This is a genomic window from Polaromonas sp., from assembly GCF_013817205.1.
Lineage (GTDB): Bacteria > Pseudomonadota > Gammaproteobacteria > Burkholderiales > Burkholderiaceae_C > Polaromonas.
On record NZ_JACDDD010000029.1, the window covers coordinates 26236 to 40721 of the forward strand.

The 14486-nt window shown below is 63.8% G+C and carries 13 protein-coding genes; 10 read left to right on the forward strand and 3 right to left on the reverse strand.

Annotated features, from left to right (window positions below):
• Positions 1 to 34: 34 nt before the first annotated feature.
• Together hutH and hutU are read right to left on the reverse strand one after the other, a co-directional pair.
• On the reverse strand, positions 35 to 1618 hold the full coding sequence (hutH, locus tag H0W47_RS08860) for a histidine ammonia-lyase (RefSeq protein ID WP_296923299.1): 1584 nt from the start codon (positions 1616 to 1618) through the stop codon (positions 35 to 37).
• 97 nt (positions 1619 to 1715) lie between these two features.
• On the reverse strand, positions 1716 to 3419 hold the full coding sequence (gene hutU / locus H0W47_RS08865; RefSeq protein WP_296923301.1) for a urocanate hydratase: 1704 nt from the start codon (positions 3417 to 3419) through the stop codon (positions 1716 to 1718).
• A gap of 96 nt (positions 3420 to 3515) precedes the next feature.
• Between hutU and hutC the strand changes: the two genes are divergently transcribed.
• The 9 genes from hutC (at position 3516) to H0W47_RS08910 (ending at position 11437) form a co-directional block, all read left to right on the forward strand.
• Positions 3516 to 4226 (forward strand): histidine utilization repressor, encoded by a 711-nt coding sequence (gene hutC, locus H0W47_RS08870; RefSeq protein ID WP_296923303.1) that lies wholly within the window; start codon positions 3516 to 3518, stop codon positions 4224 to 4226.
• A 28-nt stretch (positions 4227 to 4254) separates the two neighbouring features.
• Positions 4255 to 4815 carry a HutD family protein gene (locus H0W47_RS08875; RefSeq protein ID WP_296923305.1) on the forward strand — a complete coding sequence of 187 codons (561 nt, stop codon included), beginning with the start codon at positions 4255 to 4257 and terminating at the stop codon, positions 4813 to 4815.
• Positions 4812 to 6026, forward strand: coding sequence for an imidazolonepropionase (hutI, locus tag H0W47_RS08880; protein WP_296923307.1), 1215 nt, complete (start codon positions 4812 to 4814; stop codon positions 6024 to 6026). Before H0W47_RS08875 ends, hutI begins: the two co-directional genes overlap by 4 nt.
• A gap of 190 nt (positions 6027 to 6216) precedes the next feature.
• Positions 6217 to 6954, forward strand: a complete 738-nt coding sequence (locus tag H0W47_RS08885; RefSeq protein ID WP_296923310.1) for an IclR family transcriptional regulator — start codon at positions 6217 to 6219, stop codon at positions 6952 to 6954.
• A 17-nt stretch (positions 6955 to 6971) separates the two neighbouring features.
• Positions 6972 to 7715 carry a glutamine ABC transporter substrate-binding protein gene (locus tag H0W47_RS08890; RefSeq protein WP_296923313.1) on the forward strand — a complete coding sequence of 248 codons (744 nt, stop codon included), beginning with the start codon at positions 6972 to 6974 and terminating at the stop codon, positions 7713 to 7715.
• Positions 7716 to 7739: 24 nt separating this feature from the next.
• Positions 7740 to 8408: an amino acid ABC transporter permease gene (locus H0W47_RS08895; RefSeq protein WP_296923316.1), complete on the forward strand. Its 669-nt coding sequence runs from the start codon at positions 7740 to 7742 to the stop codon at positions 8406 to 8408.
• A complete protein-coding gene (locus H0W47_RS08900) occupies positions 8405 to 9169 on the forward strand; it encodes an amino acid ABC transporter ATP-binding protein (RefSeq protein WP_296923319.1) in 765 nt (254 codons plus the stop codon). The genes H0W47_RS08895 and H0W47_RS08900 overlap by 4 nt, the downstream gene beginning before the upstream one ends.
• Positions 9170 to 9261: 92 nt before the next feature.
• The gene (gene hutG, locus H0W47_RS08905) at positions 9262 to 10062 is read left to right on the forward strand and encodes an N-formylglutamate deformylase (protein ID WP_296923322.1); all 801 of its coding nucleotides are present in this window, start codon (positions 9262 to 9264) and stop codon (positions 10060 to 10062) included.
• On the forward strand, positions 10052 to 11437 hold the full coding sequence (locus tag H0W47_RS08910) for a formimidoylglutamate deiminase (RefSeq protein WP_296923325.1): 1386 nt from the start codon (positions 10052 to 10054) through the stop codon (positions 11435 to 11437). Before hutG ends, H0W47_RS08910 begins: the two co-directional genes overlap by 11 nt.
• Positions 11438 to 11509: 72 nt before the next feature.
• Here the strand turns inward: H0W47_RS08910 and H0W47_RS08915 are convergent, their stop codons facing one another.
• Positions 11510 to 12823, reverse strand: a complete 1314-nt coding sequence (locus tag H0W47_RS08915; RefSeq protein WP_296923327.1) for an amidase — start codon at positions 12821 to 12823, stop codon at positions 11510 to 11512.
• 77 nt (positions 12824 to 12900) lie between these two features.
• Between H0W47_RS08915 and H0W47_RS08920 the strand changes: the two genes are divergently transcribed.
• On the forward strand, positions 12901 to 14316 hold the full coding sequence (locus tag H0W47_RS08920; RefSeq protein ID WP_296923330.1) for a coniferyl aldehyde dehydrogenase: 1416 nt from the start codon (positions 12901 to 12903) through the stop codon (positions 14314 to 14316).
• The last annotated feature ends 170 nt before the right edge of the window (positions 14317 to 14486 follow it).

Genomic DNA, 14486 nt, shown 5'->3' on the forward strand with positions numbered 1-14486 from the left:
TTGAAGGGACGGGTGATCGAAAGGTATGCAGTGTTCATGCCAGATAGGGGGCAAGGGGTGCGAAATTCGCGAGACGCAGCGCGTGCAACTCAGGCATGGCGGCATCGAGTGCTGCCGCCATGTCCCCGCTCGCCACCAGATGGTGCACCGCCTCCATGTCGCGCGCCAGGCTGCGGTCTTCCATCATGGCCGGCGAGACGATGCGTATCAGGCGCAACACACGCTCTAGCGGGGCCGAACTCCTGAGGGGGCGTAAAAACTCAATGCCTTGCGCTGCGGCCAGTAATTCGATGCCGACGATGTAGGCGGTATTGCGCAACATGGGCTGCAAGCGGCGCGCTGCAAAGGTGGCCATGCTCACATGGTCTTCCTGATTCGCCGAGGTCGGCAGGCTGTCCACGCTGGCCGGGTGCGCCAGCGACTTGTTCTCGGACGCCAGCGCGGCGGCCGTGACGTGCACGATCATGAAGCCGGAGTTGAGCCCGGCATCGGGCGTGAGGAAAGGCGGCAGGCGCGACACCACAGTGTCAACCAGCATGGCGATACGGCGCTCGGTGATGGCGCCAATTTCGGCAATTGCCACAGCCAGCGCGTCGCAGACCAGTGCAACGGGTTCCGCATGGAAGTTACCACCGGAGAGCAGGCTACCCTCGGCGGCAAACACCAGCGGGTTGTCGGTCACGGCATTGGCTTCGATCACCAGCACCTGTGCGGCGTAACGCATCTGGTCCAGGCAGGCGCCCATCACCTGGGGCTGGCAGCGCAGGCAGTACGGGTCCTGCACGCGGTCATCATTTTCAAGGTGCGAGCGGCGGATTTCACTGCCCGCCGTCAGGGCGCGGTAGGCGGCGGCGCAGGCGATCTGCCCGGGCTGGCCGCGCACCGCATGGATGCGCGGGTCAAACGGGCCGTCGCTGCCGCGCGCGGCGTCCAGCGTCAACGCGCCCGAGATCACGGCGGTCTCGAACAGGCGCTCGGCGGCAAACAGCGCATCCAGCGCCAGCGCGGTCGAAACCTGAGTGCCATTGATCAGCGCCAGTCCTTCCTTGGCCGAGAGTTCAAGAGGCTGCAGACCGGCCTGCGCCAGTGCCTGCGCGGCCGGCAGCCGCTGACCCCGGCAAAAAACTTCACCTTCACCCACCAGCGGCAGGCACAAATGCGCCAGCGGCGCCAGGTCGCCCGAAGCGCCGACCGAGCCCTGGCAGGGAATCACCGGGCAGATGTCGTTGTTGTGCAAATCGAGCAGCGCATCAATCACCTCTTCACGCACACCCGAGTAGCCGCGAGCCAGGCTGGCCGCCTTGAGCAGCAGGATCAGGTGAACCACACGTGCAGGCAGCGGCTCGCCGACACCGACGGCGTGCGAGCGCAGCAGCTTGAGCTGCAGGATGGCCAGGTCTTTTTTTGCAATGCGCGTGTTGGCTAGTTTGCCGAAGCCTGTGTTCACCCCGTACACCGCTGCACCGCCGCTGGCCGCTTGGTGTACCAGTGCGGCGCTGGCGCGCACGCCCGTGCGGCAGGCGCTGTCCAGCGTCACTGGCACGGGCACTACACCGCAGAGGCGGCGTAACTGGGCGAGGCTGAGTTCGCCGGGGATGAGGGTTTCTTTATTTGGCATGGTGTTTTTTCAAATCTCCGTTCGCTCTGAGCCTGTCTGAGGGTGTCCAGCAAGCTCGGGGCAGGCTTCGACGGGCTCAGCCCGAACGGTAGCGTGTTCAGCCAATCATCGGCAGGTTTAGGCCGTTCTCACGGGCGCTGGTTTTGGCGATGTCGTAGCCCGCATCGGCATGGCGCATCACGCCGGTGGCCGGGTCATTGAACAACACGCGTTCAATACGGTCCGTTGCTTCGGGTGTTCCGTCGCAAACAATGACCACCCCGGAGTGCTGCGAGTAGCCCATGCCCACGCCGCCGCCATGGTGCAGGCTGACCCAGGTGGCACCGCTGGCGGTGTTGAGCAGGGCGTTGAGTAAGGGCCAGTCGCTCACCGCGTCGCTGCCGTCCTTCATGGCTTCGGTCTCGCGGTTGGGCGAAGCCACAGAGCCGCTGTCCAGGTGGTCGCGGCCAATCACGATCGGAGCTTTGAGTTCCCCGCATTTAACCATCTCGTTAAAGGCCAGGCCCGCCAGGTGGCGCTCACCCAGGCCTATCCAGCAGATGCGCGCCGGCAGGCCCTGGTAGCTGATGCGTTCTTCCGCCATGTCCAGCCAGCGGTGCAGATGTTTGTTGTCGGGGAAAAGTTCTTTCATCTTCGCGTCGGTCTTGCGAATGTCTTCTGGGTCGCCGGAAAGCGCCACCCAGCGGAAGGGGCCGACGCCGCGACAGAACAGCGGGCGAATGTAAGCCGGCACAAAGCCGGGGTAGTCAAACGCGTTGGCCACGCCAAAATCTTTGGCAACTTGGCGCAGGTTGTTGCCGTAGTCCACGGTGGGAATGCCCATGGCGTGGAAGGCCAGCATGGCCTTGACGTGCGTGGCACAGGACTCGCCCGCAGCCTTCGTGAGCGCGGCGTGTTGCGCCGGGTCTTTCTGCGCGGCCTGCCATTGCGCCACGCTCCAGCCCGCCGGCAGGTAGCCGTTGATGATGTCGTGCGCCGACGTCTGGTCGGTCACCATGTCGGGGCGCATGCCGCCGGCCGCGGCACGGCGTGCCAGCTCCGGAACAATCTCGGCCGCATTACCGCACAGGGCAATGGACACGGCTTCCTTGCGGCTGGTGTGGTGCTTGATCATCTCCAGCGCTTCGTCGAGGTCTTTAGCCTGCTTGTCGACGTAACGCGTGCGCAGCCGAAAATCGATGCGGGACTGCTGGCACTCAATGTTCAGCGAACAGGCGCCGGCAAAGGTGGCGGCCAGTGGCTGCGCGCCGCCCATGCCGCCCAGACCGGCGGTCAGCACCCAGCGGCCAGCCAGGTCGCCTTTGAAATGCTGACGACCCGCTTCAACAAAGGTTTCGTAGGTGCCCTGGACAATGCCTTGTGTGCCAATGTAAATCCAGCTACCAGCTGTCATTTGGCCGTACATCATCAGCCCGGCGCGATCAAGCTCGTTGAAGTGCTCCCAGGTGGCCCACTTGGGCACCAGATTGGAGTTGGCAATCAGCACGCGCGGCGCGCCAGGGTGGGTGCGAAACACGCCGACCGGCTTGCCCGACTGCACCAGCAGGGTTTCGTCGGCCTTGAGTTTGCGCAGCGAATCAAGAATGGCGTCAAACGCCGGCCAGTTGCGCGCCGCCTTGCCGATGCCGCCGTACACCACCAGCTCGTCGGGGTTTTCGGCAACCTCTGGGTCGAGATTGTTTTGAATCATGCGGTAGGCCGCCTCAATCTGCCAGTTGGCGCAGGTGAGGCTGTTGCCACGCGGCGCACGGACCGGCCTGGCCTTGCTGTCGAGAAAAGGGGTTTGCGAAAGGTCTGACATGGCGGTGCTCCAGCGGGAATGAGATCCGGAAACTATTTATTCCGGCAAATCGTAGTTGTCTATACAACTTGTGTCAACTGGGGTAATCTACGGTCTATGCCAAAAACCCCTATTCCTGCGTACGAGCAGGTCAAGGCCTTTATCAAGACACGGATCAGCGCCGGCACCTGGAAACCGGGTGACCCGGTGCCCAGCGAGGCGGCGCTGATGACGCAGTTCGGCATCAGCCGCATGACGGTCAACCGCGCGCTGCGCGAGCTGGCCGCCGAAGGCATGGTGACGCGGGTGCAGGGCTCCGGCACCCGGGTGGCCGAGCTGCACCGCATTTCGTCCCGGCTGACCATTCGCGACATCCATGAAGAAGTGGCCGAACGCGGCCATGTGCACACCACCCGGGTACTGTTGGTAGAAGCCGAGAAAGCCAGCGCTGACTTGGCCAAAACCTTGGGCCTGCGCGCCGGTGCGCGGATTTTTCACACCTTGCTGGTGCACCTGGAAAACGGCGTGCCTATTCAGTACGAAGACCGCTACGTCAACCCCGCGGCAGCGCCCGGCTTTCTGGAGACCGACTTCACCCGGACCACGCCCACCCACCACCTGCTGTTACATGCACCGTTGACAGAAGCCAGCTACTCGATTGAAGCTTGCCTGCCCACCGCACAAGAGGCAAAACAACTGGGAATCAAACGCAGCGAACCCTGCCTGGCCATGATGCGACGTACTGTCAGTGGCGCCCATGTGGCTAGCGTGGCGCGCCTGGTTTACCCTGGCACGCGTTACAGCTTTGCAGGACAATTTCAGGCATGAACACAGTCCACAGTGCGGAGGTGAGCCCATGAGCTGGCAGATGATTCCCCTCGAAGACGTTGCACCGTCCCCCTGGCGTAATGGTGGCGGTGTGACGCGCGAACTGATCGCCTGGCCGACACCGCAGGACTGGGACTGGCGCATCTCTGTGGCCCAGATCGAAAAGAATGGCCCCTTCTCGCGCTTCGAAGGTGTGGAGCGCTGGTTCGCAGTGTTGGGTGGCGCCGGCGTGCGTCTGACGCTGGCAGGCGGGACGCACGAAATGAGTGCGCAGGGGCCGCCGCTGCGCTTCGACGGTGACCAGGACTGCGCCTGCGAACTGATTGATGGTCCCACCGAGGACTTCAACCTGATGCTCAAGCGGGGACACACGCGGTCAAGCATGGTGCGCGTTCTCGGTGCGCTGGATGTGAAGGTGCAACCCGGTACACGCGTGGCTGTTTATGCCTGGGACGAGCCGGTGCGGGTGCAGGTGAACAGGAAATTCGTCACTGTGGCGCCGCACACGCTGGCCTGGCGCGCGCTCGCCGACGGTGCATCCGTGCGCATTGAAGCGCCGACGGCGCTGTGGATGGAGATGGCCCGATGACGCTGCAGGTCTGGACCCATTGCGACATCGCTACGCTGCAGGCCGGCCATGCCGCGCCTTACGGCTTGATCAAGGACGCTGCGCTGGCTGTTGAGGCCGGGCAGATCACTTGGGCCGGTACGCGCAACGAGTTGCCCGCCGACCTGGCCGCGCGGGTCACGCACGAACACGATACCGGTGGTGCCTTGATCACGCCGGGTCTGATCGACTGCCACACCCATCTGGTGTATGGCGGTGATCGGGCCCACGAGTTCGAGCTGCGCCTGCAGGGTGCAAGTTATGAGGACATCGCCCGCGCCGGTGGCGGTATCGCCTCGACCGTGAAAGCCACACGCGCGGCAAGCGAGGCGGAACTCAGTGCGCAGAGCCTTAAGCGCCTGCGGGCCTTGCTGGCTGAAGGCGTGACCACGCTGGAAATCAAGTCGGGTTATGGCCTGGCACTCGAGCATGAACGCAAGGCCTTGCGCGTGGCGCGTGAACTGGGTCGCATTCAACCGGTGGAGGTACGCACCACTTTTCTGGGCGCCCACGCGTTGCCGCCCGAATACACCGGCCGGCAAGATGCCTATGTGGACGAGGTGGTCCGCATGTTGCCGCTGCTGCATGCCGAAGGCTTGGTCGATGCGGTCGATGCGTTTTGTGAGCGTATTGCTTTCAGTACGGCGCAGACAGAGCGCGTGTTCCAGGCGGCGCAGGCGCTGGGCCTGCGGGTCAAGCTGCATGCCGAACAGCTCAGCGACAGCAGTGGCGCCCAGCTCGCGGCGCGGTACGGCGCACTCAGTTGTGACCACCTCGAGTGGCTCAGCGAAGAGGGCGCGGCCGCCATGGCGAAAGCCGGCAGCGTGGCCGTGCTCCTGCCCGGGGCCTTCTATTTTCTGCGCGAAACAAAGCTGCCGCCAGTGGCCCTGCTGCGCCAGCACGGCGTGGTCATGGCAATTTCCACGGACTGCAACCCCGGCAGCTCACCCTGCACCTCGCTGCTGTTGATGCTCAACATGGCCTGCACGCTGTTCCGCCTGACACCCGAGGAAGCATTGGCTGGCGTGACGCGCCACGCCGCCAAAGCGCTGGGACTGTCTGACCGCGGAGTGCTTGCCCCCGGCATGCGCGCCGACTTCGTGTTGTGGGATGTGGGCCATCCCGCGCAACTGGCCTGTGCCATCGGCGCGAATCCGCGCCTGCAGACGGTGATCGAGGGTGAACTGGTATGAGTTTTGCGACGTACTGCAGCACAAAGACGGCTCCCGCATAGTTGCGGTGTCCCCCATCCCGACGGCGGGCCCTGCTGATTCGACGATGAAGCCAGGGTTGCGCTTTGCGAGATTCAAAAAAGAGAGGGCTATTCCCAGTCAATGAGAAATAGTGTTTTACGCGTTCAGGCAAGCGCCTGATACTGAAACGATGTTGCCTGATTCGCATGCTGTTTCTGCGGTTGATCGCGCCCTGGTGGTGCTTGCCACGCTGGCGCAGCAGGGGCATCCACTGACCGCGACGGAGTTGGTGCGTAAGACTGGCCTGAGCCAGAGCACGCTTTACCGCCAGCTTCATGCCCTCAAGCGCTGGGGTTTTGTTCTTGAAGTGGAGGGACGCTACGCCCCCGGGCCGCTGAGTCTTCAACTGGCGCTGGGTTTTGACATGGCCTCCCACCTGGCCCGGCAGGCGCGCCAGGACATGCTGGTGCTGGCGCAGCAATCCCAGGAAAGTGTGGGCCTCATTGTGGCGGTGAACGGCCAGGCTATCTGCATCGAGATGGTCGAGAGCCGGCAAGCCCTGCGCTGTTCTTTCGAAAAAGGGCGCAGTGTCCCTCTGGAAAAAGGCGCTTCGGCGAAGTGCCTGCTGGCGCACCTGCCCGAGGCGGCCCGGGACGCGGCTTCGGGTACACCCGAGCTCCCGCAGGCCGGCCGGGTGGCCGAACTGGACGCGATCCGCAAGGCCGGGTTTGCCGTCAGCCATGGGGAGGTGGATGCCGGTGTCTGGGGCGTCAGTGCCCCCTTGTTCGCCATGGGACAACAAGCCGTCGGCGCCTTGACGCTCATGGCACCGAGTGTGCGCATCCTGGACAAACATTCCCCCCTGATTCAGATGACGGTGGTGACTGCCGCCCGCATTTCCCGAAGTTTGAGTACCTTGATTCATTAACCCTTGGAGAAAATCCCATGAACTTTCGCCGTCAATTCCTGCTTTCCTGCTTTGCCGTCCTCGGCCTGGGTGGCATGAGCGCACACGCGCAAGACGTTCTTCGCGTCGGCACCGATGCCACCTTCCCGCCCATGGAGTACGTCGAGGGTGGTAAGCGCACCGGCTTCGACATCGAGCTGGTCGAAGCCATCGGCAAGGTATTGAACAAGCGTGTCGAATGGGTCGATATCGATTTCAAGGGCCTGATTCCGGGGCTCATTTCCAAGCGTTTTGACATGGCGGTGTCAGCCATCTACATAACGGATGACCGCAAGAAAGTCGTGGATTTCACGGACTCATACTACGCCGGTGGTCTGGTGGCCATGGTCAAGGAGGGCAACACCGCCATCAAGACGCTGGCAGACCTGAATGGCAAAAAAGTGGCCGTACAGGTCGGCACCAAGTCGGTGTCTTACCTGGCAGCCAACCACCCGCAGGTGCAACTGGTGGAGGTTGAAAAAAACCAGGAGATGTTCAATCTGGTTGAGATCGGTCGGGCCGATGCGGCCGTGACCGGCAAGCCCGCAGCGTTCCAGTATGTGCGAACCCGCGGCGGACAGCGCGTGTTGGAGCAACAAATCACGACCGAAGAGTACGGCATGGCCCTGCGCAAGGACAGCCCCGAGCTGACCCGGTCCGTCAACGGCGCACTGGCCAAACTCAAGGCCGATGGCACCTATGCACAGATCGTCAAAAAGTGGTTTAGCGGCACCACCAAGTAAACTGTTAACCGCGGAGCGCATTAGATGGAACTCGATTTCTCCCCCGTGTGGGCTGGCTGGCGCAACCTGCTTCAGGGTGGCCTGGTCACCGTGGAAATTACCGCAGTGTCCCTAGCGCTTGGCTGCGTCATGGGGTTGCTGGTGGGGATAGGCCGTCTCAACCCGAAAAGACGCGTGGTGTATGCACTGTGCACAAGCTACGTCGCCGCGATTCGGGGAACGCCCTTGCTGGTGCAACTGTTCATTTTGTTTTTCGGTTTGCCGCAGTTCGGCATTTTGCTCCCGGCTTTTTTGTGCGGCGTGATCGGGCTGGGCATTTACTCTGGCGCCTATGTGTCGGAAATTGTGCGTGGGGCCATTCAGTCGATTGACCGGGGTCAGATGGAAGCTGCGCGGTCCGTGGGCATGTCGTATGGCACGGCCATGCGCAGCATCATCCTGCCGCAGGCGCTGGTGCGCATGATTCCCCCGCTGGGAAACGAGTTCATTGCGTTGATCAAGAATTCTGCGCTGGTGTCTCTGCTGACCATTCACGACCTGATGCATGAGGGACAGAAAATCATCAGCGTGTCCTACCGCTCGCTGGAGGTTTACCTGGCCATCGCCGTGATGTATTTTGTTCTGACCGGGCTGACAACGCTGGCGCTGCGCCACATCGAACAACGGCTGCGTGCGGGAGGCATGGTGCAATGAAAACTGAACAGGCGATTGTCAGCATACGCGGCTTGCGTAAGTCTTTTGGCAACCACACCGTGTTGAAAGGCATCGATTTCGATGTCCAGCCCTCGCAGGTGGTGGTGGTGATCGGCCCCAGCGGGTCGGGGAAAAGCACTTTTTTGCGCTGTTGCAACGGGCTGGAAACACCCGAGAAGGGCCGGATCGAGATCTGCGGAAGCACGCTGGTCGAAGACGGTCAGATGCTGAGCGAGGTGGCGCTCAACCATTTGCGGGAGGATGTTGGCATGGTGTTCCAGTCCTTCAACCTGTTCCCCCACCTGCCGGTGATTGACAACATCACCGTCGGTCCGCGCAAGGTGCGCGGTGTTTCGAGGAAACAGGCGCAGTCCGAAGCCATGGCACTGCTCGAGAAGGTGGGGCTGGCCGAAAAAGCCCATGCCATGCCCGCCAGCCTGTCCGGGGGGCAGAAGCAGCGGGTGGCCATTGCCAGGGCGCTGGCTATGCAGCCCAAAGTCATGCTGTTTGACGAGCCCACTTCCGCGCTGGACCCCGAACTCGTGGGTGAGGTGCTGCAGGTCATGAAGCTGCTGGCGAGCGAGGGCATGACGATGATGGTCGTGACCCATGAAATGGACTTTGCCCGCGAGGTGGGCGACGTCGTGGTGGTGATGGATGGCGGTGTGGTGATCGAAGCCGGGCCACCCGATATTATTTTCACCAACCCGGCGCAGACCCGAACCCGTGATTTCCTGCGTGCGGTCCTGTCCCGGAGCTGATCGGATTTTTTATTCGTTGCCACCGGGCTCCCCGTGGGCTTTAAGCCCTCGGCGCCCGGGCGGCTTCGACTTATTTTGAATGGTGAGCCTGTATGAGTTTTACCCTCGAACGCGGCAACGTCCCACTGCTGGTCAGCATGCCGCACACCGGCACCGAGATTCCGATTGAGCTGCAGGTCGACTACGCCCCACGCGCGCTGGGTCTGGAGGACACCGACTGGCATTTGCAGCGCCTGTACGATTTCTTGCCCGCACTCGGCGCCAGCGTGATCACGCCGCGCTATTCGCGTTACGTGATCGATCTGAACCGCCCGCCCGACGACGCGCCCATGTACCCGGGCGCGTCGAACACCGAACTGTGCCCCACCCATTTTTTCAACGGCGATGCGCTGTACAAGGTGGGCAGGGCGCCCGACCTGGCCGAGCGCCTGCGCCGCCGCGAGATGTACTGGCAGCCCTACCACGCGGCGCTGGCCGCAGAACTGGCACGCCTGAAGGCCGAGCACGGCTTTGTGCTGCTGTGGGACGCACACAGCATCCGCTCGGAAATTCCCTGGCTGTTCGAGGGGCGCCTGCCTGACCTGAACATAGGCACCGCCCATGGTGCGGCGGCGCATGCCTGCATCACCGATGCCGCCGCAGCCGGCTGTGCCGGCGTGCCGGGTGTGAGCAGCGTCGTCAACGGTCGCTTCAAGGGCGGCTACATCACTCGCCACTATGGCCGGCCAGCGCAGCATGTGCATGCGGTGCAACTCGAAAAATGCCAGAGTCTGTACATGCAGGAAGTTTCACCTTTTGCGTATGACGAAACCCTGGCGCAAAAGATCCAGCCGGTGCTGAACAAAATGGTGTCTGTCAGCCTGGCCGCTGCCCGCAAGCTGTATGCGCGCTGAATCGAAAACCTACGCCGCGCCGCAAGCCTGGGTGAATGGCGCCTGGGCGCAGGACGTGTTGCTGACCGTCGGGGCCGATGGCCACTGGCTGCGCATCCAGGCGAAGGGCACGCCTCAAGCGCTGCGAGATGCCGAGCGGTTGAGCGGCCCTGTCTTGCCAGGCCTTGTCAATGCGCACAGCCACGCCTTCCAGCGTGCCATCGTCGGGCTCACGGAGCGTGCCAGTGCCGGAGGAGACGATTTTTGGAGCTGGCGCGACCGCATGTACAGCGCCGCCTTGCGCATCACGCCAGAACAGCTTGAAGCAATCGCCGCACTGCTTTATGCCGAGCTCCTGCAGGCCGGTTACACCCAGGTCTGCGAGTTCCATTACCTGCACAACCACACCGACGGCAAGCCGTATGCCGACCCTCTGGCCATGTCGCTGGCCCTGGTGCGTGCGGCGCAACGCACGGGCATGGGTCTGACACTGCTGCCCACGCTGTACATGCGCTCTGGTTTTAACGCGACCGGTCTGCGCGAGGACCAGCGGCGTTTTGCCTCGACGCCTGATTCGGTGCTGCGTCTGGCCGAAGGGGTGATGGCCCAGAGTGATAGCCGCGTCAACACTGGCCTGGCGTTGCATTCGCTGCGCGCAGTCAACGCGGCGGCCCTGCAGGAAGTAGCGGCGGCGGCGCGGGCGCGGGGCATGGCGGTGCACACCCACATCGCCGAACAGACGCAAGAGGTGAACGACTGCGTTGCCGCCACCGGCCAGCGGCCCATCGAATGGCTGCTGTCCCATGCGCCCGTCGGCGCGCACTGGAATTTGGTGCACGCGACCCAGTCCACAGCGGACGAACTGCAGGGGGTGCAGCGCAGCGGCGCAGCCATCGTGATCTGCCCGAACACGGAGGCGAACCTCGGCGACGGCGTGTTCGACTTGCCGGCGTATGCCGCAGCGGGCGGCCGCTGGTCGATAGGCTCCGACAGCCACGTCACGCGCAGCTGGCAGGAAGAGCTGCGCCTGCTGGAATATTCACAGCGCCTGAGCCTGCGCCAGCGCAACATCGCAGCGCGTGTGCTGGGCGGTACGTCCAGTGCGGACAGGCTTTTTTCAGCCGCGCTGGCCGGTGGGTCGGGGGCGACCTCGCTGCCGCTGGCCGGCCTGGCAGTGGGCCAGCGCGCCGACTTCGCGGTGGTGGACATGGCCTCGCCGGCGCTGCTCGGCGTGCCCGCCGATCATGTGCTTGATGCCATGGTGTTCTCCAGCCCGGACGCGCGCCTGAGCGAGGTGTTTGTCGCAGGCCGGCGCGTGCTCAGCAGCGGGCAGGTCCCTGAATGGCAGCGGCTGGCGGCGGATTTTTCGCAGGCCATGCGGGCTTTGTGGGCCTGATACGCGCCATTTTACTATCAAATTCATAGCTGCTTGCGCCCGTCAGTCGGGGGTTGGAGGCTGATTTGACCCTCAACCGACCAGCAGCGCTTCCACTGCGGCGCCCAGCGCCAGCAGTTCCCGGTCGGCGCCGCGTTTGCCGACCAGCATCAGGCCCACCGCCAGGCCGTTCTGGCGCGGCAGCGGCAAGGACAGCGCCGGTAAATCAAAGAAGTTGAACACCGAGGGGTTGCGCAGCAGCAGCGCGTTGGTGCGCAGAAAGACGTCCTCTTCCTGCACGTCTGCGATGCACGGCGCCAGCAGCGGCACCGTGGGCAGCACCAGCGCATCGAGCTTCGCCATGCGGGCGTCAAGCGCCGGCAGCAGCGCGGCGCGTGCCTGCTGAATGCCGACATAACTGGCCGCGTCCAGCGTCTGGCCGCGGCGTATGCGGCCGAGCACGATGGGGTCGTACTCGGCCGGCCGGCTGTCCACCCATTGGTGATGGATCCAGGCCGCCTCGGCGGCCACCAGGGTGCCGCGTTCCTGCAGACGAAAGGGCTGGCCCAGCAAATCATCAAGGCTTTCGTCGCTGAGACACGCGCCCACACCGCCGAGCTTGCTCAATGCCTGTTCAAACGCTGTCAGCACTTCGTCATCGGCCTGGCTGAACAATATGCCGCGCGGCACGCCTAGCCGCAGACCAGGCACATGGCGGGCGTGTAGTGGCTCATCGGGATTGCCGGCCAGCACGCTGTCTGCGGCCGAGGCATCGGACACGCTGTGACACAGGGGCCCCAGCGTGTCCAGCGTGTACGAGAGCGGAAAAGCGCCGTCGCGTGGTACCCGGGCCTGCGTCGGCTTGAAACCGACCAGGCCGTTGAGCGCCGAAGGGATGCGCACCGAGCCCCCGGTGTCGGAGCCGATGGCGATTTCACACATGCCACGCGCCACCGAAACGCCAGCGCCGGATGAAGACCCGCCCGGAATGCGGCTGGGGTCCAGCGCGTTGCCGGGCGTGCCGTAGTGTGGGTTGATGCCGACGCCAGAGAAAGCGAATTCGGTCATGTTGGTTTTGCCGATGATGACGGCGCCTGCCGCGCGCAGGCGGCTGATCACCAGCGCGTCCTGCGCGGCCGGTGGCGCATCGCGTAGCAGAATCGATCCGGCCGTGGTGGCTTCACCCGCCACGTCGAACAAGTCCTTGATCGAGACGATGCGCCCGTCCAGCGGGCCCAGGGCTGTGCCGGTAGCGGCACGCCGTTCAGACGCCTGTGCCGCCACGCGGGCGCTGTGGGCATACACCCTCGTGAAGATGCGCCGGCCTTCGTCGCCGGCAGCGGTGATGGCCGCCAGCGCGGTGTCCAGCCGCTGGCTTGCGGGGGTGGAGGTGGGGGGAGATGTCATGCCGCGATTATCTGCACATTCGCACCGTTGGAGTCAGGCCCCTACTGCGGGCAAGGGCCGCAGCCTATCATGGCTGCATGACCGCCACCCCCAACACCCTAAGCACCCTGTTTGATGCCCAGCACCGCGCCAGCCGCGCGCAGATCGATGTGCCGCTGGACTTGCGCCGCGAGCGCCTGCTGCGCATGGCGCGCCTGCTTGACGCGCATGGTGCGGCACTGGCGCAGGCGGTGCAGCAGGACTTTGGCGTGCGTTCGCCGCAGCTCACCGAAATTGCCGACCTTTTTGTGCTGCGTTCACTGCTGTCGACTACGCTAAAAAAACTCGCGAAATGGATGAAACCGGTGCGCGTCAGTACGCCGCTCTACCTGTTGCCTGCACGCGCTTTTTTGCAGCGCCAGCCGCTGGGCGTGGTCGGTGTGGTCTCGCCCTGGAACTACCCGGTCCAGCTCTCGCTCGGCCCGGTCATCACCGCGCTGGCCGCCGGTAACCGCGTGATGCTCAAACCCAGCGAGCTGACGCCGGCCACCTCGGCCCTGCTGGAAAAGCTGCTGGGCGAGGCGTATGCGCCCGACGAAGTCTGCGTGGTGCAGGGCGACGGTGAGGTCGCTGCCGCCTTTGCCGCCTTGCCGTTTGACCACCTGTTTTTTACCGGTTCCACCGCCGTGGGCCGCAAGGTCGCCGAGGCCGCCGCCGCCAACCTGACGCCGACCACGCTGGAGCTCGGTGGCAAGTCGCCCTGCATCATCGACGCGTCCTGCGATCTCGACAGCGCCGCCATCAAGATCGCGCACGGCAAGCTGCTCAACGCTGGACAGACCTGTATCGCGCCCGACTACGTGTTGCTCCCCCGCGGCCAGGAAGCCGCTTTTGGCGAAGCCTTCGCACGCGCGGTGGCGAAACTGTTCCCCACTATCGCCGGCAACCCCGACTACGCCGCCATCATCAGCCCGCGCCACCATGAGCGCCTGCAGGCACTGCTGGCCCAGGCCGAAGCCGGCGGCGCGCGGCTGCAGGTGGTCAACCCCGGCAGCGCTGCGGCCACAGACTCACGCCAGATGGCGCCGGTGCTGGTGTTCGACACCGCTGCCGATTCCAAATTGCTCAGCGAAGAAATATTCGGCCCCATCCTGCCGGTGCTGGCCTATGGCTCGCTCGACGAGGCCATCCGCCACATCAACGACCGGCCACGGCCGCTGGCGCTGTACTGGTTTGGTACAGACACCGAATCACGCGACGACGTGCTGGCCAACACCGTCAGCGGTGGCGTGACCGTCAACGACACCCTGATGCACATCGCTCACGAAAATTTGCCTTTCGGCGGCGTCGGCGACAGCGGTTGGGGCAGCTACCACGGCGAGGCCGGCTTCCTGCGCCTGACGCAGCAAAAGCCGGTGCTGGTGCAGTCGAAGTGGGCGCGGGGGGATTTGTTTTATCCGCCTTATGGCAAGCGCTTTGATCAGGTGATGGGGTTGTTGAAGCGGGTGATTTGAGTAGCTGTATTGCTAGCCTTAGTGATTGGGGAGAACGAGTCAGACTGAATCGCCCCGGGTTTCATGGAGGCTGTTTGGTTTAAGTCATGCCTCCACCGTGGAGGCTTGACTGGCGAGTTGCCGGTAGTAGTTTGCCTCAGCTTCTGCCGGAGGTATATATCCGATAGGGC